The sequence below is a fragment of the Pseudomonas sp. R76 genome (genome assembly GCF_009834565.1).
Lineage (GTDB): Bacteria > Pseudomonadota > Gammaproteobacteria > Pseudomonadales > Pseudomonadaceae > Aquipseudomonas.
Map to the genome: position 1 here is coordinate 5,153,846 of NZ_CP019428.1, position 20,622 is coordinate 5,174,467.

At 61.4% G+C, this 20,622-nt stretch carries 22 protein-coding genes; 3 read left to right on the plus strand and 19 right to left on the minus strand.

From position 1 onward, the window contains the following. Nucleotides 1-62 precede the first annotated feature (62 nt). The 6 genes from PspR76_RS23145 to PspR76_RS23170 all read right to left on the minus strand — a co-directional run bounded on the left by PspR76_RS23145 (nt 63) and on the right by PspR76_RS23170 (nt 6,092). A complete protein-coding gene (locus PspR76_RS23145; protein WP_159961607.1) occupies nt 63-866 on the minus strand; it encodes an IclR family transcriptional regulator in 804 nt (267 codons plus the stop codon). Between the two features lie 195 nt (nt 867-1,061). After that, a complete protein-coding gene (gene araH, locus PspR76_RS23150) occupies nt 1,062-2,027 on the minus strand; it encodes an L-arabinose ABC transporter permease AraH (protein ID WP_017138344.1) in 966 nt (321 codons plus the stop codon). 17 nt (nt 2,028-2,044) lie between these two features. Then, nucleotides 2,045-3,544 carry an L-arabinose ABC transporter ATP-binding protein AraG gene (gene araG, locus PspR76_RS23155; RefSeq protein WP_159959047.1) on the minus strand — a complete coding sequence of 500 codons (1,500 nt, stop codon included), beginning with the start codon at nt 3,542-3,544 and terminating at the stop codon, nt 2,045-2,047. Further along, nucleotides 3,541-4,521: a substrate-binding domain-containing protein gene (locus PspR76_RS23160; RefSeq protein ID WP_159959049.1), complete on the minus strand. Its 981-nt coding sequence runs from the start codon at nt 4,519-4,521 to the stop codon at nt 3,541-3,543. The genes araG and PspR76_RS23160 overlap by 4 nt, the downstream gene beginning before the upstream one ends. Nucleotides 4,522-4,553: 32 nt before the next feature. Then, nucleotides 4,554-5,375: an SDR family oxidoreductase gene (locus PspR76_RS23165; RefSeq protein WP_159959051.1), complete on the minus strand. Its 822-nt coding sequence runs from the start codon at nt 5,373-5,375 to the stop codon at nt 4,554-4,556. 237 nt (nt 5,376-5,612) lie between these two features. Beyond that, a complete protein-coding gene (locus PspR76_RS23170; protein ID WP_159959053.1) occupies nt 5,613-6,092 on the minus strand; it encodes a GNAT family N-acetyltransferase in 480 nt (159 codons plus the stop codon). 190 nt (nt 6,093-6,282) lie between these two features. Between PspR76_RS23170 and PspR76_RS23175 the strand changes: the two genes are divergently transcribed. The 3 genes from PspR76_RS23175 (at nt 6,283) to PspR76_RS23185 (ending at nt 8,245) form a co-directional block, all read left to right on the plus strand. Then, nucleotides 6,283-7,488, plus strand: coding sequence for an MFS transporter (locus PspR76_RS23175; RefSeq protein WP_159959055.1), 1,206 nt, complete (start codon nt 6,283-6,285; stop codon nt 7,486-7,488). 85 nt (nt 7,489-7,573) lie between these two features. Next, nucleotides 7,574-7,927 carry a hypothetical protein gene (locus tag PspR76_RS23180; protein WP_159959057.1) on the plus strand — a complete coding sequence of 118 codons (354 nt, stop codon included), beginning with the start codon at nt 7,574-7,576 and terminating at the stop codon, nt 7,925-7,927. 51 nt (nt 7,928-7,978) lie between these two features. Beyond that, nucleotides 7,979-8,245 carry a hypothetical protein gene (locus tag PspR76_RS23185; RefSeq protein WP_159959059.1) on the plus strand — a complete coding sequence of 89 codons (267 nt, stop codon included), beginning with the start codon at nt 7,979-7,981 and terminating at the stop codon, nt 8,243-8,245. Between the two features lie 128 nt (nt 8,246-8,373). Here PspR76_RS23185 and PspR76_RS23190 read toward each other — a convergent pair whose 3' ends face one another. The 13 genes from PspR76_RS23190 to mltG all read right to left on the minus strand — a co-directional run bounded on the left by PspR76_RS23190 (nt 8,374) and on the right by mltG (nt 20,621). Next, nucleotides 8,374-9,102, minus strand: coding sequence for a class I SAM-dependent methyltransferase (locus PspR76_RS23190; RefSeq protein ID WP_159959061.1), 729 nt, complete (start codon nt 9,100-9,102; stop codon nt 8,374-8,376). 25 nt (nt 9,103-9,127) lie between these two features. Then, the gene (locus PspR76_RS23195) at nt 9,128-10,045 is read right to left on the minus strand and encodes a PfkB family carbohydrate kinase (protein WP_159959063.1); all 918 of its coding nucleotides are present in this window, start codon (nt 10,043-10,045) and stop codon (nt 9,128-9,130) included. Then, nucleotides 10,038-11,504 (minus strand): purine-cytosine permease family protein, encoded by a 1,467-nt coding sequence (locus PspR76_RS23200; RefSeq protein ID WP_159959065.1) that lies wholly within the window; start codon nt 11,502-11,504, stop codon nt 10,038-10,040. Before PspR76_RS23200 ends, PspR76_RS23195 begins: the two co-directional genes overlap by 8 nt. Nucleotides 11,505-11,696: 192 nt before the next feature. Next, nucleotides 11,697-12,698: an ADP-ribosylglycohydrolase family protein gene (locus PspR76_RS23205; protein WP_159959067.1), complete on the minus strand. Its 1,002-nt coding sequence runs from the start codon at nt 12,696-12,698 to the stop codon at nt 11,697-11,699. Further along, a complete protein-coding gene (locus tag PspR76_RS23210; protein WP_159959069.1) occupies nt 12,695-13,408 on the minus strand; it encodes a GntR family transcriptional regulator in 714 nt (237 codons plus the stop codon). Before PspR76_RS23210 ends, PspR76_RS23205 begins: the two co-directional genes overlap by 4 nt. A gap of 70 nt (nt 13,409-13,478) precedes the next feature. Further along, complete coding sequence (locus PspR76_RS23215) at nt 13,479-14,039, minus strand: DUF1285 domain-containing protein (RefSeq protein WP_159959071.1); 561 nt, start codon at nt 14,037-14,039, stop codon at nt 13,479-13,481. A gap of 17 nt (nt 14,040-14,056) precedes the next feature. Beyond that, nucleotides 14,057-14,662: a DUF4823 domain-containing protein gene (locus PspR76_RS23220; RefSeq protein WP_083357207.1), complete on the minus strand. Its 606-nt coding sequence runs from the start codon at nt 14,660-14,662 to the stop codon at nt 14,057-14,059. Nucleotides 14,663-14,771: 109 nt separating this feature from the next. After that, nucleotides 14,772-15,740, minus strand: coding sequence for a GTP 3',8-cyclase MoaA (locus tag PspR76_RS23225; protein ID WP_159959073.1), 969 nt, complete (start codon nt 15,738-15,740; stop codon nt 14,772-14,774). A gap of 139 nt (nt 15,741-15,879) precedes the next feature. Beyond that, nucleotides 15,880-16,548: a TetR/AcrR family transcriptional regulator gene (locus tag PspR76_RS23230; RefSeq protein WP_159959075.1), complete on the minus strand. Its 669-nt coding sequence runs from the start codon at nt 16,546-16,548 to the stop codon at nt 15,880-15,882. Between the two features lie 444 nt (nt 16,549-16,992). Next, nucleotides 16,993-17,778 carry a TatD family hydrolase gene (locus tag PspR76_RS23235; RefSeq protein ID WP_159959077.1) on the minus strand — a complete coding sequence of 262 codons (786 nt, stop codon included), beginning with the start codon at nt 17,776-17,778 and terminating at the stop codon, nt 16,993-16,995. Between the two features lie 63 nt (nt 17,779-17,841). After that, nucleotides 17,842-18,831, minus strand: a complete 990-nt coding sequence (locus PspR76_RS23240) for a DNA polymerase III subunit delta' (RefSeq protein ID WP_159959079.1) — start codon at nt 18,829-18,831, stop codon at nt 17,842-17,844. Continuing rightward, complete coding sequence (gene tmk, locus PspR76_RS23245) at nt 18,824-19,456, minus strand: dTMP kinase (protein ID WP_159959081.1); 633 nt, start codon at nt 19,454-19,456, stop codon at nt 18,824-18,826. Before tmk ends, PspR76_RS23240 begins: the two co-directional genes overlap by 8 nt. Nucleotides 19,457-19,475: 19 nt before the next feature. Further along, on the minus strand, nt 19,476-20,621 hold the full coding sequence (mltG, locus tag PspR76_RS23250; RefSeq protein WP_159959083.1) for an endolytic transglycosylase MltG: 1,146 nt from the start codon (nt 20,619-20,621) through the stop codon (nt 19,476-19,478). Nucleotide 20,622: the final 1 nt, after the last annotated feature.

Genomic DNA, 20,622 nt, shown 5'->3' on the forward strand with positions numbered 1-20,622 from the left:
TCCGGGGCGGCATTCCCACGCGGAGCGTGGGAACGATCAACGCGGAGCGTGGGAACGATCAATCAGGCCTTCGCGCCCAACTCCGCTGACAGCCGCGCTGCGACCTGTTTAATCACAGGGATCAGCTCGGCCATTTTTTCCAGCGGCATGTAGGGCACGGTACTGGCGATGCTGATGCCGGCGACAATTCGCCGGCTGGCATCGCGCACCGGTGCCGCCACACAACGGATCGACGGTTCGTTGTCTTCCAGGTCGAACGCATAACCGCCCGCCACGTATTCGCGCATGCGCTGCTCGAACTGTGCCCAGGATTGCTCCGGGTGCTGCGGCCATTGCTGGCTCTTGCCACCAACCGGCAGGCTGGCTTCATACAGGCGCTGCCACTCCTGCACCGAATCATCCAGCAGCATTGCCTTGCCCACACCTGTGCGCGCCAGCGGCATGCGATGGCCAACGCGCGAGCGCATTTCCGGGCCGTTGCGGCCAGGGTTCTTGTGCAGGTAAAGCACGTCGTCGTATTCACGAATGGCCAGGTGGATGGTGTCGCCGGTCAGTGCCGACAGTTCATCCAGGTACGGGATGGCCAAGGTCACCATCGGCAACTCTTCACGGGCCTGGAAGCCCAATTCGATCAGCTTGGGCCCCAGCAGATAACCGACTTGCGGCACCACACGCAGGTAACGCTCCTCCACCAGGCAACTGGCCAGGCGGTGGGTGGTGCTGCGGGTGGTGCCGATGCGCTTGGCGATCTCTTTCAAGTCGCGCGCACCGGCCGCCACCGCTTGCACCACGCCCAGGCCACGCAACAGGGTCTGGGTGCCAGTGGGCGCGGCGTCTTTGACGGGGGTGTGGGCGTTTTCCTGCATATCGGGCCTATTGGGGAAGTACGAAAACGGCGCCATTATGGCAAATAGCGAACCTCAATACAGTGGAGATCCAACTGTGGGAGCGGGCTTGCTCGCGAATACGGTGTGTCAGAAAAAGATGTGTTAACTGACACACCGCATTCGCGAGCAAGCCCGCTCCCACATTGGATTTTCAATGTTGCTGAGACCGGGTTTCTAACGCTGCTTCATACGGTCGATAATCACCGCCAGCAACAGGATCGAACCGCGAATCACGTACTGATAAAACGTGTCGATGTTCTTCAGGTTCATCGCGTTCTCGATGATCGCCAAAATCAGCACACCGGCAATCACGTGCCGAATCATGCCGATGCCGCCGCTCAGCGATACACCGCCCAGCACACAGGCCGAAATCACCGTCAACTCAAAGCCCTGCCCAATCATCGGTTGGCCCGAGGTCATGCGCGAGGCGAGGATTACACCGGCCAAGGCGCCGATCAGACCGTGCACGGCAAAGATGATGATCTTGGTGCGATCAACGTTCACCCCGGCCAGCAACGCCGCTTCCTGGTTACCGCCGATGGCCATGGTGTTGCGCCCATAGGTGGTGTAGTTGAGCAGCCAACCGAAGAACACAAAGCACAGCACGGTGATGATGATCGGCACCGGCACGCCCATCAACTGGCCGTTACCGAACACGAAGAAGCGCTCATCCATCACCCCAACGGCCTTGCCGTTGGAGAAGATGTAGGCCAGGCCACGCACAATCTGCATGGTCGCCAGCGTCGCGATCAACGCGTTGATGCGCAGCTTGGCGATGACGATGCCGTTGATCAGCCCCACCACCAGGCCCATGGCCAACGCCGCCGACACGCCGAGCACCACGCTGTCGGTGTCGCGAATCACAATCCCCGCCACCACGCCGGCGCAGGCAATCACCGAGCCCACCGACAGGTCGAAGTGCCCCGACGCCAGGCAGAACAACATGGTGCACGCGGCAATGCCCACCGTGGAAATCGCCAGGCCCAGCCCACGCATGTTCAGCGGCGAGAGGAAGTTATCGATAAACAACGCGCTGAGCACAAAGATGCTCAACGCGGCGAGCAGCATCACCCAATCATCCAGAAATTTGCGTTGGTTGAAACCTGGCCAGAAGCCTTTTGCAGTCTTTACCTGGGACATCATTCACCTCGAATTCTTCAAGCCCGCGTACGCGGAAGTGCCAGTTGCAATAGCTGTGCTTCGTCCGCCTGATCGCGGTTCAACTCGCCGGTCAGCACGCCTTCACTCATCACCAGGATGCGGTCGGAGATGCCCATCACTTCCATCAGGTCGCTGGACACCACGATCACCGCAATGCCGCTGGCCGCCAGGTTGTGGATGATCTGGTAGATCTCCGACTTGGCGCCGATGTCGATGCCGCGTGTCGGTTCATCGAGCAGCAACACCTTCATCGGCATCGACAGCCAGCGGCCAAGAATGGCCTTCTGCTGGTTGCCGCCGGACAGGTACATGATTTTCTGTTCGGCGTTCGGCGTTTTGACTTTCATCGCCTTGATTTGCTGGTCGGCGTTGCCCTTCTCCCAACCCTCACGCAAGAGCCAGCCAAACGTGGAATGGGCGCCGCGTGCGCTGATATTGATGTTCTCGGCGACGCTGGAGAGCGGAATAATGCCTTCCTTTTTACGGTCTTCCGGGCACAGCAATACACCTGCGGCGATGGCATCGCGGGGTGAGCGCAGTTGCAGGTTTTCACCACCGAGTTGCAGTTGCCCGGCGGTGGAACGCGTCAGCCCGCTCAGCAGCCGAAACAACTCGGTACGCCCCGCGCCGACCAACCCGAACAGGCCAAGAATCTCGCCCTTGTGCACCTGCAGGTTGACCGCTTCTCGCAGGCCCGGGCCGAGCAAGCCCTCAACCTTGAGCGCCACTTCGCCGCGCTCACGCGGGCGATAGTCGTAGATGTCCTGAATGTCGCGGCCGACCATGCAAGTCACCAACTGGTCGTGGGTCAGCGTGGCCATGTCGTCAAAGGTGCGCACGAAACGGCCGTCCTTGAACACCGTCACCGCATCACAGATACGGAACACCTCTTCCATGCGGTGCGACACGTAGAGCACCACTTTGCCCTCGTCCCGCAGGCGCGTGATGATCGCCATCAAGCGGTCGATCTCCCGCGCCGAGAGGCTGCTGGTGGGTTCGTCGAAGGCAATGACATGGGCGCCACGGGACAGCGCCTTGGCGATTTCCACCAGTTGGCGCTGGCCCAGCGACAACCGCCCGAGTTTTTCCTGCGGGTCGATTTCATCAGCCAGGCCTTTGAGACATGCCAGCGCCCGCTTGCGCAGTTGGCCGCCGTTGACCACGCCGAAGCGCGACGGCAAATGCCCGAGGAACAGGTTCTCGGCCACGGTCATTTCCGACACCAGGTGCAGTTCCTGGTGGATCACCGCGACGCCGCTGGCAATGCTGTCGGCGGCGGATTTGAAGTCCATGGTCTGCTCGCCGATCTGCACCGTGCCGCTGCTCGGAATGTAGGCACCGCCGAGGATTTTCAGCAGCGTCGACTTGCCCGCGCCGTTCTCGCCCATCAGCGCGTGTACCGAATGCGGCCGCGCTTCAAAGCTGATCTGCGCCAAGGCTTTGACCCCGGGAAAATCCTTGCCGATGCCGTTGAACCGCAGGGCCGCGCCGGTCATTTCCACAGACCGATTTTGCTCAACTCTTCCTTGAAGTTGGCGCGGGTGATCAGGGTCACGTTGTCCAACGCGGTGAACTTGGCAGGTTCCGTGCCTTTGGTCACCCATTCGAACATCGCCGTGGCGGTTTTGTAGCCGGAGGCGTCAGGGCTCAGCAGCATCGAGCCATAGAAACCGGTGTCGGACTTTTTCAGCTCTTCAATGGCGTCGGTGCCATTGATGCCCACGCCGATCACGTTGGCGGCCTTGAAGCCCGCGCTTTCGGTGGCGCGCACGCCGCCCAATACGGTGCTGTCGTTCATGCCGCCGATGATCAGGTTTTTCGCGGTACCCGGCAGTTTCACCAGCGCCGAGTTGGTCGAATCCATGCTGCCCGGCACGTCGAGGGTTTTCTGTGCGCTGAACAGGATGTGGTCAGCAGGCAAGCCGGCAGCCTTGAGGCCTTCGACCGAACCGTCGGTGCGTTTCTTGCCGGTTTCCAGCTCGTCAAAGGTGTTGATGACGGCGTAGGTTTCCTTCCAGTCCCAGTTGCGATGCTTGGCTTCGGCGGCCATGGCTTCGCCTTGTTTCTGGCCGATTTTGTAGGCGTCCAGGCCGACGTAAGGCACGTCTTCCATGGGCTTGCCTTTGGCATCGACGAAACGGTCGTCGACGGCCAGCACTTTCAAGCCATTGAGCTTGGCCTTGGCCATGATGGCCGGGCCCAGGGACACGTCCGGCGGGCAGATCACAAAACCCTTGGCGCCGTTGGCTGCGAGGGTATCGATGGCCGAGAGGGTTTTCTCACCGTCAGGCACAGCGATCTTGATCACGGTGAAACCCTGGTCCTTGCCGGCTTTTTCGGCAAAGGCCCATTCGGTCTGGAACCAGGGCTCTTCCGCCTGTTTGACCAGGAAGCCGATCTTGACTTCTTCGGCAGAGACGAAGCCGCTGAAGGCCGCGGCGAGCGCCAGGGCGCCGAGTGTTTTCTTGAACATGAACCACCTCGTTCTTGTTATTGGAAACGTTTTTAGTCGTGGTACATCACAGACCGCCCGCCATCGATCATCAGGCAGGTTGCATTGATAAAGGGCGCCTCATCCGTGGCCAGGAACAGCGCCGTCATCGCCACCTCGACCGGCTGGCCGATGCGCTTGGGCGGGTGCAAATCGAAGGCACGCTTGCGCTCGGCATGCGGGTCGGGGAAACCGTTCCAGTAGTCGACGTTGAGCTGGGTTTCGATATAGCCCGGCGCGATGGCATTTACGCGGATGCCCTTGGGCGCGTATTCGATGCCCAGCGCGCGGGTCAGGCCGAGCAGGCCGTGCTTGGCGACCGGGTAGGGAAAGCAGCCGGGGATGATGTGGCTGGAATGGGTGGAGGCGATGTTGATGATGTTGCCGATGCCCTGTTCGATCATGTGCGGCAACACCGAACGGCAACCGAACCAGGCGCCGTCGAGGTCGATGGCGAAGCAGCGGCGCCAGTCTTCGTCGCTCATTTCCAGCGGGTCGCGGAACACATTGACGCCGGCGCAATTGACCAGCACATCCACGCGGCCATAGCGCTCGATGGCCAGGTTGACCAGCGACTGCCATTGTTCTTTGGAGGTGATATCGACGGCTTGCGCGACAATCTCGGCGCCACGTTCACGCCAGTGGGCGGCGACTTTCTCAACCTTTTCGGCCTGGATATCAGCGATGACCAGACGCGCCTGCTGGGCCTGGAAGCAGGCGACGATCGCCTCACCAATGCCTTGGGCCGCGCCGGTAATGATCACAACTTTGTTTTTCAGCCGCTCGCCGTAGGTGGGCTCGGGCACAGCGGGTAACGACAACGGTTGGGGCTGCATCGCTTCACCTGTTTTATTTTTGGTAGTGAGTGCTGATGCTGCCGACTATAAACCCATCTTTTGAGACATCTCAATATATAAATTTGCATCCCATATATTGAAACAAAAACAAAAAAATGTGGGAGCGGGCTTGCTCGCGAATGCGGTGTGTCAGTCAATAAATCATTGGCTGAAAAACCGCATTCGCGAGCAAGCCCGCTCCCACATTTGATCTTCGGTGTTTTAAGACGGGTGATTTCAGCCTTGGGCGAAATCGCGCAGCGCGTCGCCTTCCATGCGGTAACGCACCCATTCTTCCTGCGGCTGCGCGCCGATGGATTTGTAGAAGGCAATCGCCGGCTCGTTCCAGTCCAGCACGCTCCATTCGAAACGTCCGCAACCGTTGTCGCAGGCGATCTTCGCCAGGTGGCGCAGCAACTTCTTGCCCGCGCCGCCGCCGCGTTGCTCGGGGTTGATGTAGAGGTCTTCGAGGTACAGGCAGTTGCTGCCCAGCCACGTGGAGTAGCTGAAAAAGAACACCGCAAAACCAATCGGCAGACCGTCCCGCGAGCAGATCAGGCCATGGGCGGTGGCGCCTTCGCTGAACAGGCTGCGTTCGATGTCCGCCACACTGGCGATCACTTCATGCCGGGCTTTTTCGTACTCGGCAAGCTCGGTGATGAACGCCAGGATCTGCGCAGCATCGCTGGGCACGGCGGGGCGAATCTCGATGGTCATGGGCGAGCCTTGGGCAAATTCAAAGCACACATACTAAGGCGGTTTCATGACCAATTGCAGCGCAATTTAGTGCTGGCCGGGGCGCCTTACTCCGTCGTGGGCTAATGCAAGCACCACCAAGCACAGAACAATCTGTTGCGCTGTGCATGCTAAAAATTGGCCATAACTCTAACGCGCTCAAGGTTTAGCCATGCATGTCACTGCACCCGTAAAAAAACGAAGCGCAAAGCTCTTCGCGCTGTTTTGCCTGGCCAGCTTCCTGCTGTCGCTGTCGTACGGCTCGACGTTTCTGCTGTCGCTGCTGATTCATTCGCGCGGCGGCAACGAGCACGATGCCGGCAGCGTGATCTCCACCGCGATGTTCAGCACCTTTGTGGCAGTGCTGTTCTCCGGGCATCTGGCCGATGCAGTGGGCGCCGCACGCGCGATTGCGTGGACCGGCGTGTTGCTGGTGGTGGCCTGCCTGGGGTTCGCCCTGATGCCAGGGTTTGGCCACGGCTTGATGCTGTTCGGGCTCTCATTGGGCTTGGGCTGGGGCGTGTTCTACACCTTGGGCCCGATTATCGTCAGCTTGTTGGTGGAGCCGTCGCAGCGGGCCAAGTACTTTGCCTTGCTGTCGGGCAGCATGTTGAGCGGGATCGGCTCCGGCCCTTTGCTCGGCCGAGCAGCGAGTGCGCTGGAGCTGCCGCTGACCACAGCGTTTTACATCGCCGGGCTCGCCAGCCTCGTCGGGGTGGTGATGTTCTGGCGCATGGGCGCGCAACTCAAGCAGCACACCAATACGCCGACCTCGAGGATTTCCTGGGCCGCCAGCCGACACGTGCTGTCATCCAAGGCGGGGTTCGCCATCCTCATGGTCGGCCTGGGCGGCTGTGTATTTGGCGGCCTGTCGTCGTTCCAAACCAGTTACGCAGCCGCACGTGGCTTGGACTATTCGCTGTTCTTCGCCGGGTTCCTGAGCGCCGCGATCACCAGCCGTTTGTTGATTGCCGGCCATGTGGTCAAGCGCGATGCCTACTGGGCCGCCTGTGTGTTGTCCGGAGTGATGCTCGGGGCCGTCGCACTGCTTGCCTTTGGCGTGAGCGGCAACCTCAGTTACTTGCTGGCCGCTGCCACGCTGGGCGTGGGATACGGCCTGACGTATTCGGTGATCAATGGGTTGGTGGCCAACGAAGCACCGGTTGGCACTACGTCCCAGGCCTTGCTGCTGTTCAGCCTGGCGTACTTTGTTGGCGTGTTCGGGTTCCCGTGGCTGGCGGGCCAGATCATCGTGGACCACGGCCTGCCCACACTACTGGCGATTGTCGTGGGCGTGGCGCTGTTTAACTGGCTGATCGCGGTGGCGCGGCTGGTGTGGCGCAGCGTCTCGGCACACAAAATCTTACAGGTACGCTAATACCGTTCGTCGCCATCAAGGCACGAACCGCAAGTGGGGGCTGACCAATAAAGGGTAAGGACATTAATCATATGGAGACACCCTCATGAAGAATTCCAAGTTTGCCGCCCTCGCCCTCACCGGCCTGTTGTCTGCTGCCTCGCTGAGCGCCTTTGCTGCCACTTCGTCCACCGGCAAGACCGACCCGGTCGGCAGCCCGCCCAGCCCTGCCACGCAGGAATCGCAGAAATCGATGGGCACCGGCCTCGACACCAATGGTGGCGCGATCATCGACAACAGCGCCGGCGCTGACCCTCGTACACAGGGCAACGACACCCAACGCCAGGCTCCGGCCGCCGTCGGTAACGGCAAGATGGGCCCAGGCATCAACAATGAGCCCAAGGTCAACAAAGGCGACGACTCGAACATCCCAGGCGCGCCGAAACAACCTGCGCCTTGATGCACCAATAGCCACACCAACACCCGATCATTTCCCAGTGAAGAGGTACGCATGAACGTCGATAGAAACCTTGAAAAAGAAGTCCTCACCCGCCTGCTGCACGCCCACCCGAACGGTTTGGGCAAGGAGGTGCTGGATAACTACCGCGGCGAGAAGGAAGTGGCCAGTGTCTTGGCGTTCCTGCAGGACCGTGGGTTTATCAAGGATGGGCATGTGACCACCGACGACGCCGGTGAATATTCGTTGAACCTGCCGATCAAGCTGACCGCGTCCGGCGTTGACGAGGCGCGCAAGCTCGACGGCGAACGCGCGCAGTAAACGAAGATCCAAATGTGGGAGCGGGCTTGCTCGCGAATGCGTAGTTTCAGTCGACATTTAAGTGACTGATCTACCGCATTCGCGAGCAAGCCCGCTCCCACATTTTTGTTCGGTGTATATCGTGGGAATCAGCGCTGAGCTGAAACCAGCAGCATCATTGGGCGCTCTTGCTCTTCGGCCAATTCTGGCCGAGCTTTCAGGTCCGCTTCGCTTGGCCCCCACTCCTCCACATGACTGAGCGTAAACCCTGCCTGGATCAACAAATTGAGCAACGTGCCCAGCGTGCGGTGCTGCTTAATCACGCCCTCGGCCAGCCAGTTCGTTACCCGTGGGCCTTCCAGTTGATAGCCATCCACAGGCCAGCTTTTGCGACCCTGATCGTCCACCAACCAACCCGGATTACGCGGTGCCATGAAGATCGGGTGCTCGATGGAAAACACCAGGCGCCCGCCCGGCACCAGCGCTTGATGAAGACGCTCGAACAGCCCCTTGAGGTCGACGATGTAATGGAACGCAAGTGAGCTGTAGGCCAGATCGAATGCGCCAGCAGGCAGGTCGAGCTGTTCCAGGTCGGCAATCGCATAGTTGATGCTCGGCGCCGAGGTCATCTCGGTGGCCCGCGCCAACATCTTTTGCGACACGTCCAGACCGAGCACCTGCGCTGCGCCCTGCTCCTGTGCCCAGCGGCTGAACCAGCCGTAACCACACCCCAGGTCCACCACCTTCAAGCCACGCATCGGCGGCAGCAGCGCCTGCAACGCGGGCCACTCCGGCGCACCGGCCAGGCCTTTGACCGAACGGCCCATTTTGCTGTAGCCCTCGAAGAAGGCTGGCGTGTCGTAGATATTCTGGGTCATGGGCTGATTCCGTGCGGAGAAGGCCCTATTCTGCCAACAACGCATCCACTTCGTCAGTACCGGGTGAAGTCGCCGGGCCCCAGCGCGTGACCGCCAGCGCAGCCGCCGCATTCGCGCGGCGCGCTGCAGCAGCCGGTTTCAAGCCTTTTGCCAACCCGGCAAGGAACACACCGGCATGCGCATCGCCCGCGCCGTTGCTGTCGACGGCGGTCACTTTGAAACCCGGCACATGCTCGGCCTGGCCTTGGCGGCTGACCCAGCACCCATTCGGCCCATCACGCACCACCAGCAGTGCCTCGGCAGGCAAATGGCGATTGAGTTCGAGCAGGGCCTCGGCCAGCGTACCGGCGCCGGTAAACGCCAGGGCTTCCGGGCCATTGCTGGTCCAGATATCGATGCGCGGCAGCAAGGCGACCATCAAGGCCGAATCCGGCGCCTTGACCAACGGCCCCGGGTCGAACACCACCGTGATTTCACGCGGCAGCGCCAACAGCCAATCGAGCAACGCCTGGGCCTTGCCTTCGAGCAACAGGCTGTAGCCGCTGACGTACACGTAGTCGTCCGCACGCGGTACGACACTGGCCAAATCCTCGGCGCTCAAATCCCCTTCAGCGCCGATATGCGAAATGAAGGTGCGCTCGGTGGTGGCCTCGGTCAGCGACACGCATAAACCCGTGTCCTTGCCGGTGCTGGCCGCTTGAGCCATCTCCACGCCTTCGGCCTGCATCGCCGCGCGGGCCAGGTCGCCGAAGCGCCCGTGGCCATGGCGGCCGAGGTAGACCACCGGCAAGCCGTTACGCCGGGCGGCGGCCATCACGTTGAAACCACCGCCGGCTTCGAAGCTGGCGGATTGCGCCAGCACGTCGCCGCCGGTCGCCGGCAAGGTGTCGAGGGCCATGACCAGGTCGACGATGACCTGGCCGGTGTGCAGCAATCTAGACATTAGGGCTCTCTACTAAAGCCGGGCGACGGTCAGCTGCGCCGCCCAGTACCGCATAAATCCCACCGGCCACCAGGAACGTGACGATCCAGCCCAGGCCGTTGTGGCCCAGCCAGGAGTCGGACAACGGCCCGGCGAACCAGATGTTTTCGGCCGTGGTGCCGATGGTGGTGAAGCTGAAGCCCAGCACGATCGCCACGGCCCAGGCGCCAAAGGCACGCCACTCCACACCGCCGCGATACCAATAGGCGCTGCTTGGGCTCACGTCCAGCAGGTCTTTGGCGCTGTAGTAGTGACGGTGAATCAAGTCGACCACGAAGATCCCGACCCATGCGGTAATCGGCACGGCCAGCAGCGAGATGAAGGTGATGAAGGGGCCGTAGAAACTGTCGGCGATGAGCATGAAGTAGATCGAACCGGCAAAGATCGCCACGATGTCGACGATCACGGCGTGCACGCGCTTGACCTTCAAGCCGAGGGTTAACGTGGTGAGGCCTGCCGAATACACCGACAGGTTATTCGACAGCAGCAGCCCACCGAATGCAGTGATCAGGTACGGCACGGCCATCCAGGTCGGCAGCATGTCGCGGATCGCGATGATCGGGTCGGTGGCCGAGGCCAGGTCGTTGTTGCCCACCGACAGCAAGCCGCCGAGGGTGATCAGCAGCACCAGCGGAATCCCCGCACCAAACGCGGCAGACGCCACCAGGCGCACGACCTTGACGCTGCGGTGCTGGTAGCGCGACATGTCGGCCCCGGCGTTGGCCCAACCGATACCGGTGCCAGCCGCCATGGTGCCGACGCCGATGATCATTGCGCTCAGCGGCGCCGGGGTGGCGTTGAACACTGCGCTCCAGTCGATGGTGGCGCAGAGAAAGCCGCCCACCAGAATATTCAAGCCGCCGAATACGTAGGTGGCCCACTTCTGGATCACCAGCAAGGTCGCGTGGCCGAGGCCGGAAACGGACAGGGTCAGCAAGACGAAAATGGCGATGAAGATCAGCGTCAGCACCGGTGCGCTTTTCGCCTCGACCGGCGAGTGGAACAGGATCGAACACAACGACAGCAACACGAATGCAGCCGTCGTGGTGTTGACGGTTTCCCAGCCCAGCCGCGACATCAGCGACACGATGGTCGGGCCGATATTGCCGCGCACGCCGAAGATCGCGCGGGACAAGGTCAGGCTGGGCGCACTGCCACGGCGACCGGCAATCGAGATGATCCCGACCACCGCGAAAGAGCCGGCGGCACCGAGGATCGCGACGATAATCGCCTGCCAGATGGCTAGGCCGCGAAACGCCACAAGGGTCGCGCCGAGCGGCAAACCGAGGATGCTGATATTGGCCGCGAACCACACCCAGAACAGTTGCAGCGGATGGCCGTTGCACTCGCTTTCAGGAACCGGTTCGATACCGCGTGTTTCCAATTGCCCGGCACTTTGGCCGGAAGAAGGGGTGCTCATGAGGGGTGCTCCTGGTGCCTGTATTGTTGTGGTTGTGGCAGATAGTCAAAGCTCTAACCGGTCGTCCTGACTCAAACACGATTTGATGTGGGAGCTGGCTTGCCTGCGATAGCGGTGGGCCAGTTAGCAAAGCTGAGACTGGAAAACCGCAATCGCAGGCAAGCCAGCTCCCACAATTTTGATTTGCGGCGCTTATCGAATGTGCAGCAGCCCTTGCACCAGCGGTTGCAAGTCCAGGCCATTGACCTGCTTGACCTGTGCAATCATCGCCTCAGGCCAGCACTGCAGGCCCAAACACGCGCCCAGCATCGCGCCGAGAATCGCGGCGATGGTGTCGGTGTCGCCGCCAAGGCTGGCGGCCAGGCACACGGCTTCAAAGGCATTCATCGCGCCCACCGCCACTTGCTGCGCGAGGGCAAACGACACCACCACCGATTCCTGGGACGCGACGGAGGTGCCGATCAATTCATAGAGCAGGTCGGCGAACAGGGCTTTGTCGCCGCTGCCGACGCTCAAGGTCCGCGCCCAGCTGATACGCGTGGAGATGCGCCCACCGGCAATCCAGTGGCCATGGTTTTCGGCCTGCTGGGCGATCTGGGTGCCGATGTTCAGCGCTTCGCCCAGGTCCACGCCGTTGATACCGGCCGAAACCACCGCCGCAACGGCCGCCGCGCTGGAGATGCCCAGCGAGGTGTTGTGGGTGACCTGGCAGGCCTGGATCACCGCTTGAATAAACTGCGCCGGGTCGCTGACATCGGCGGCGATCCCGACGGGGGTGATGCGCATGGCCGCGCCATTGGTGGTGCCGTAGCGCCCGGATTCTTCCGGGGTGTGGCCGGCGAGGATCATGTCGATCGCGCGTTTGGTCGATGGCCCGAGCAAATCCTGGGAGCCCTTGGCACGCATCACTGCTTCCCAGTCGATCAGGCGCTGGGCGAGCACGGTGGGTTCGATTTTGCCGTGGCCTTGCACCAGCAATTCACCGACCAGGATCGCCTGTTCGGTGTCATCGGTGATCGAGCCGGCGGGCATGTTCGGCGCGATGGGCTGGTCGGCGTCGGCATCTTCCAGCGCGGTGATGGCACCGAAGCGTTGTTGCACCTGCTCGCGGCTCAGGGACTGGGTGGGCATGCCCAGGGCGTCGCCCAAGGCCAAGCCGTAAAAGGCACCGAGGGCGCGATCTTGCGCGGTCATTTTGAAGCTCCAAACTGCAGGTGCAGGCGAAAGTGCAGAGGGTCGAGCAAACTTTCGACGTACTCCATGAAACGCTCGCGGCGGTCGTAAGTGGTGCGCGAGGCCTTGAGAAACACCGTGCCAGCCGGGCGACCGAGCAGCTCGGCGTCTTCATCGCTCAGTGGCTCGGCGCCGATCCACTGGTCACCTTCGGCGCCGACGTAGCCGTAGGCCGCCAGGGTGATGGTCAGGGAATTGTCGATCAGGCCGACGCGGGGCAGGCTTTCCAGACTTCCGGCGGCGGGCATCAACGAGCGCTCCAGGGACACCGCAGTGCCATCCGTGGTGCGCCGACGCCGGTCGAGGGCGATGAATTGGTCGCTGCCGAAACGGCTGAGCAGGTCCGGGCGGGTCACGGCTTCCAGGCGCAGGATGTCGGTGGTGACCAGCGCGCCGGTATCGGCCAGGGCCTGGGCCCAGCCGTTGCGTTGGTCGAGCACCATGCCGTCAAACGTCACGATGGAGCCGACGCCGCTCTGGGTGGCGATGTAATGACGGCGTTTGAGCTCAGCCAGGGCTTCGCGCAAGGTGCCCCGGCTGACCGCGAATTCTTCGGCCAATTGATGCTCACCCGGCAGCAGATAACCGTCGGCCATCACTCCAGCCTCGATACGGCGGATGAGCTCGTCGACGACGCGTTTTTTCTTATCAAATCGGACATGTCTAATCATGTACAAATTGATAACCGAAAGCGTTCGATGACAGCAAGCGAATTATTTCAGAGAGATGAAAAAACCGGCCTCAGGGCTCGAGGCCAATGCGGAAAAACTCCCCGCTGCTCCATACGCCAAGCCAGTTCTGACCGTTGATCGGACGGCTCACCGCGAGTTCAACCAATTGGTAAAACACGTTGCGATGCACAAGGGCTTCGAGGTTGGTACGCACCCGCAGATAGGGCGAGGGTTCCTGGGTGACGGGGTCAATGACGACACGCAGCGGGTGTTCGAGGCCAGCCTCGATGGGCTCGTCGACGTTGGTGGTGAACCGCAGCACCTGCTGTTCGCCCTGCCCTTCGACTTCCAGGGTTACTGCGACAAACGGCGCATCATCGACGCTGATGCCGACCTTTTCCACGGGAGTGACCAGAAAATAATCATCGCCATCGCGGCGGATGATGTTGGAGAACAGCTTGACCATCGGCTTACGCCCGATCGGCGTGCCCTGATAGAACCAGGTGCCGTCGCGGGCGATAAGCATGTCAATGTTGCCGCAAAAATCCGGGTTCCACAGGTGTACCGGCGCCGGCCCTTTGCCCTTGGGCAGTTGGGCCAATAGGTCATTGGCCTTGGCGGAATCGGACATAAAGGGCTCCTTGAGTGTTACTGATCTCCCATGCCCAGCAGGCCGCGAGCGTACTGCGCCAGGGGGCGGGCAATCAGATCTTCTGGCTTGTTGTCGTGGAACGTCAGTAAACCGCCACGACTGCGAATACGTGCAGTATCAATCAAATACTGGGTGCTGGTCTCGATCAACATGATCTGGATGACGCCGCTGTCCAGACCGACGCGGTCGAGGGCTTGCTGATCGGTCCATTCATCGGCATTGCCAATCCGGTCATCGGCTGCCGCAAAGCGGCAATACAGCAGGTAATGCGCACCCGCCGCACGGGCTTCGGACATCGCTTGTTCCAAACCTTCCGGCTTTCGGGCGCGGCGCACCATGGGAAAGTATTCGACGAAACCGTTGAAGGCTTCTTCGGCCACCACGTTAGGCCGCGGGTAGGCGCTGCCCGGCGGCACAAAGGCGCCCTGGGCGATGAATACAAAGGAGTCCGGCTGTATGCGAATCGACGCGGTACGGCGTGTATCACTGTGGTCCAGCAACCCGGCGTCGCTCATCTGATAACGGGTGCCTTCGGCCATATCGCTGACGGTCATGCAACCACTCAGCGTCAATGACGCCAGCAACAAAACCAGACTACGCATCCTAATCCTCCAGAAGCCGGTGACGGAAAACCGGCGAATGGGCACGTGATGCAGAATCCGCGCCATTTGGAGGGATGCACAAGCAAATGTGGGAGCGCCAGCTTATAGGCTAGCCGCCAATGATCTTCATGATGGTGGCCCCGCCGGAGAAAGCCACTTCCTGTTTGTCGCCAAGCGCCTTCATCAACAGGCCTTGCAAGGCCGGCAAAGCCTGGTGGCGCGGTTGGTCGAGCAGGTCGCCGACATAGTGCCGGTTGCTCGACGACAGGCAGCCATGCAGCCAACCGGTCGACGACAGGCGCAGGCGTGAACAGGTACGGCAGAACGGCACGCTTTCGTTGGCAATGACGCCAAAGAAGCCCTTGCCCGGTACTTCGTAGCGCACCGCGGTGGCGTCGACCGGGGCATTGGCTTGCAGGTATTCGTGGTGTTCGCCGATCAGGCTGAGCAGTTGCTGCAGGCTGACGAACTGTTGCAGGAAAGCGTTTGAGTCCTTGGCCAGATGGCCCATGCGCATCAGCTCGATAAAGCGCAGCTCGTAGCCGCGCTCCAGGCAGTAGTCGAGCAGCGGCATGACCTGGTCAAGGTTCTGCCCGCGCAACGGCACCATGTTGACCTTGATCTTGATCCCGGCGGCGCGGGCCTGGTCCATGCCATCGAGCACCGTGGCCAGGTCGCCGCCACGGGCGATGCTGCGGAAGGCGTCGGCGTCGAGAGTATCGAGGGACACGTTGATGCGGCGAATACCCGCGTCCACCAGCAGCGGCAGTTTGCGCGCCAGCAGTTGGCCGTTGGTGGTCAGGCTGATATCGCTGAGGCCCATGCCGCCCACCGCGCCCATGAAGGCTTCCAGCTTGGGGCTCACCAGCGGCTCGCCGCCGGTGATACGCAGGCGCTCGATGCCTGCCGCCTCGATCAGATACGCCACGCCACGGGCCATGGCCTCGGCCGAGAGCTCGTCCTGGGCAGCCACCAGCCGCTTGCCGTTTGGCACGCAGTAGGTACACGCGTAATTGCAGGCTGAGGTCAGGCTGATTCGCAGATTGCGAAACCGCCTGCCTTGACGATCAACGATCATGGATCACTCCGGCAGAGGATGATTCGGGCGTGCTAAAAACTGACTTATAAATCAGCTTTTAGCAAGGTCCTTGCCTGAGTATATTCCTGGGGTACTGCAACTGGCAGTAAATCATTGCGCCATCACGGTCGGGAATGGCTTAAGTAGCAGGGGTTTCACTGCTCTTGGGCTCAGCGCTCGGCAGTTCGGCGCTGTGCTTGCGCTTGTTGCCCATGCGCACGCCGATGTCCATCAGGAACTGGAAAAAACCTTCCTGATCTTCCAGCACGTTACTCCAGAACGGCGAGTGGTACAGCGCCACGGCGCCGTGCACCAACGCCCAAGCGGCGCAGTAGTGGAAGTACGGCGGCACGTCTTCGAGCTTGCCTTCACTGATACGGCCCTTGATCAGCAAGGTCAGGCGCTCGAAATTCGAGGCCCGGATCTTGTGCAGCTCTTCGACCATTTCCGGCACTTGATGGCCCTTGACCACCTTTTCTTCCAGGCGGTCGAACAGGCGATAGCGCTGCGGGTCACGCATGCGGAATTCGAAATAGGCCCGGGACAGGGCTTCCTTGTCTTTATCGACATCGGCCGAATGCAGCAGCTCGTTCAAGTCGCGCTCGTAGTCGAGCATCAGGCGCAGGTAGATCTCGGCCTTGGACTTGAAGTGCTTGTAGATCGTGCCTTTGCCGATACCCACGGCATCCGCAATCATCTCGACGGTGACGCTGTCTTCACCTTGTTCGAGAAACAGCTTGAGTGCGGTGTCGAGAATTTCCTGTTCACGGCGGCGAAACTCACGGACCTTACGGGGTTCTTTTTGCATGAGGGAGAGGTCTGCAGAGGTCAATGTGGGAGGGTTGCGCAGGGCCATTGATACGTGGCGATACGATTTACCCAGTGCGAGGGATTATCCCGACTGAACAGTCGTTGGGCAACGCCTATGTGAACCCGTTATGCACTTAACTTTCAGCGCGCCAACGTTTTCACCCTTCTCAGTCAGAAACAATACACATAAATGACACCCGTGCACCCACGCAATGAGAACTCAAGCGAAGCGCGCGTATTCCAAATCTGTTTAAAAAACGATCAGATGCGACTGGACTGAATGGGATAGTGATCAATACTTCAACTGTCGACGTGGCATCTCCCCCAAGTGACGCGTCGACCTGGGTACCGACGGACTGTGTGCCCTTGTTTTACTCCTAATGGTCTTAGCCCGGATTCACCCCCCAGAACCCGGGTTTTTTTTGCCTGCGATTTGGCCACTTCAGCCGGCGACGTGAGCCAGCGGAAACAGACGCTTGAAGTTGTCTGTGGTTTGCTCGGCAAAGCGCTCGTACGACTCACCCCGCAGCATCGCCAGGTAATCCGCCACGTCACGCACGTATTCCGGCAAGTTCGGCTTGCCACGATGGGGAATGGGCGCCAGGTACGGCGAATCGGTTTCCACCAGCAGGCGGTCGGCCGGCACTTGGCGTGCCACGTCGCGCAGTGCATCGGCGTTGCGGAAGGTGACGATGCCCGACAGGGAAATGTAGAAGCCCAGGTCCAGGGCGGCCTTGGCCATGTCCCAGTCTTCGGTAAAGCAATGCAGCACACCGGCCTGGGGCAACGCCGCTTCGCGCAGCAGGGTCAGCGTGTCGGCACGGGCGCCACGGGTATGGACGATCACCGGCTTGCCGGTTTGCTGGGCGGCTTGCAGGTGCAGGCGGAACGACGCCTGTTGTAGTTCAGCGGCTTCAGGCTCGTAGTGGTAATCCAGGCCGGTTTCGCCAATCGCCACCACGCGTGGGTGGTTGAGCTCACCCAGCAGCCAGTCGAGTGCGGGGGCTTCACCGGGCTTGAGGTCCAGCGGGTGGATACCGACCGAGCAATCGACATCGGCATAACGATCAGCCAGTGCCTTGACGTCGGCGGCGTTCTCGGCACTCACGCCGATGCACAGAAAGTGCCCTACCCCGCGCTCGCGCGCCGCTTCAAGGGCGGCGTCGAGCGAGCCGCCGTGCTGGGCAAGGTCAAGGCGATCAAGGTGGCAATGGGAATCTACGAGCATAGGTAAATACAACTTCATTCACTGAAAGTGTCTGGCCAACGATACACCCGTCGGCCACGGAAATTAACGCCGGCCGAGCAAGCCAACCCACTGCACCAGCAATGCTTCGAGCAACAACACGCGGTTGAGGTTGGCCTTGCCGAGAACCTTTTGGCGCTGGGCCAGAATCCAGTCCTGGATGTTCAGCACCTTGTCCTGCGCACTTTTCTGCGCGAGGTACTGCACCACCTTGCGCATGTCCGGCAGGCCCAGGCCATTTTCATCCTGGGTCAACTGGTAGCGCAGGATCAGGCTCGACCAATCGCAGAACCAGTCGAACAGCAGCAATAACGGAATGTCCTTCCAGGCGCTTTCGGCCAGTTGCGTCGCGGACAGCTCCTGCTTGAGCAGCTTTTTCACGCCATCCACCACCAGCGCACGTTGTTCACGCACGCCTTGGGCGTGCAGTTTCACCGCCGCCAGGGGCGAACCGGCTGCCAGGGTCAGCAGTTCGATGCGTTCGTCTTCGCCGCACTCGGGCAGCGCCTGCGCCAGCCACTGCAGGCTCATGGCTTCGCTCGCCAACGGGCAGGCCTGCTGCACGCAGCGGCTGCGAATGGTCGGCAACAAGCGGCTGGACTGGTGGCTCACCAGCAGCAACACCGTATCGCCCGAGGGTTCTTCCAGGCTTTTTAGCAAAGCGTTGGCGGCGTTGATGTTCATCGCTTCAACCGGCTCGATCAACACCACCTTGCGCCCGCCCATCTGCGCGGTTTGCACCACGAAGCTGACGAGGTCACGCACCTGGTCGACCTTGATCGCCTTGTCGGCTTCCTCGGGCTCCAGCAGGTAGTTATCGGGGTGGCTGCCGGCCTTGAGCAACAGGCAGGATTTGCATTCACCGCAGGCTTGCAGATTGACCGGGCGCTGGCACAGCAGGCTGGCCATCAGGCGCTCGGCCAGCGCGCGCTTGCCGATACCCGCAGGCCCATGCAGCAGATAGGCGTGGGCATGCTGGGCACGGCCGGCCAATTGCTGCCAGAGGCTGTCCTGCCACGGATAGGCCTCAGCCACGGGCACGCTCCAGCAGCGTCGGCAACAGGGCGTCGATGGCCTGCTGCACCTGCGTCAGCGGCTGGGCCGCATCCAACAGGTGATAACGCGCCGGCTCAGCCTTCGCGCGCTGGAGGAATGCGCTGCGCACTGCATCAAAAAACACCTGGCCTTCCAGTTCGAAGCGGTCCAGGCGACCGCGGGCACTGGCGCGGGCCATGCCCACTTCCACCGGCAGGTCGAACAGCAGCGTCAGGTCAGGGCGCAAGTCGCCCTGCACGAAGGTTTCCAGGGTGGCGATACGCTCCAGGCACAAGCCCCGGCCGCCGCCTTGGTAGGCGTAGGTCGAATCGGTAAAGCGGTCGCAAATCACCACGGCGCCACGTGCCAACGCCGGGCGAATCACTTCAGCCAGGTGCTGGGCGCGAGCGGCGAACACCAGCAGCAACTCGGTGTCCGGGTTCATCTGTTCTTCACCTGGAGCCAGCAGCACTTCACGAATGCGTTCGGCCAGCGGCGTGCCACCGGGCTCACGGGTCAACACCACTTCGATGCCTTGGGCGCGCAAGCGCTCGGCCAGGTAATCTCGGTTGGTGCTTTTGCCGGCGCCTTCCGGGCCTTCCAGGGTAATAAACAAGCCAGTCACAGGCAGTCCTTAGTCAGAGTCATTGCGGGCTTTGCGGCGCGGCGGTATCCGGCGCAGGCTCGGCGGGCTTTTCAACCGGCGCTTGGGCTGGCACTTCGGCAGGCGGCGCCGCGTCTTCCGGCGGTTTCACCGCCGGTGCCGGGCTGGAACGGTAATCGGCACGGCGCTTGAGCTGGAACTCGCGCACGGCGGCATTATGCGCATCCAGGTCATCGGAGAAAATATGGCTGCCATCGCCACGGGCGACGAAATACAGGCTGCTGCCCGGCACCGGGTTCAACGCGGCATGGATCGCTTCGCGGCCGACCATGGCGATCGGCGTCGGTGGCAGGCCTGCGATCATGTAGGTGTTGTACGGGTTGGCTTCCTTGAGATGGGCGCGGGTCAACTTGCCGTTGTAGTGCTCGCCCAGGCCGTAGATCACCGTGGGGTCGGTCTGCAGCAGCATGCCGATCTTCATGCGTCGCACAAAGACGCCGGCGATCTGCCCGCGCTCTTCCGGCACGCCGGTTTCCTTCTCCACCAGGGAAGCCATGATCAGCGCTTGGTAAGGGTCGGTATACGGCGCATCGGCGGCGCGCTTGCTCCATTCTTGAGCGAGCACATCATCCAGGCGGTTGTAGGCTTTTTTCAGGAATTCAACGTCGGTCATGCCGCGCACGAAGCGATAGGTATCCGGGAAGAACCGCCCTTCAGGAAACACGCCGGGGTGACCGAGCTTGTCCATCACTTCACTGTCGGTAAGGCCCGACAGGGTCTGCACGATCTTTTCATGCTTGGCGAGCGCCGAACGTACCTGGCGGAAGTTCCAGCCTTCCACCAGCGTCAGGCTGTACTGCACCACTTCGCCGCGTTGCCACAGGCCGATCAAGCCTTCGGCGGTGAGGCCTGGGGTCATGCGGTATTCACCGCTGTGCAGCGGCTGGCCGTCGAGATTGAAGCGCCAGTACAGACGCAACCAGAAGGCGCCATCGAGCACGCCTTCGGTTTCGAGGCGATTGAAGGTGCCCGTCGGGGTCACCCCGGCAGGCACATCCAGCAATTGTTCCTGGGTCAGATTCAGGGGCTGCTTCAGCGCAGAGTCGAGCTTCCAGGCCGAGAAGCCCAGCAGCAAGCCTGCCGAGACCAGGCCGATCTGCAGCAGTAAAACCAGTTTTCGTATCAAC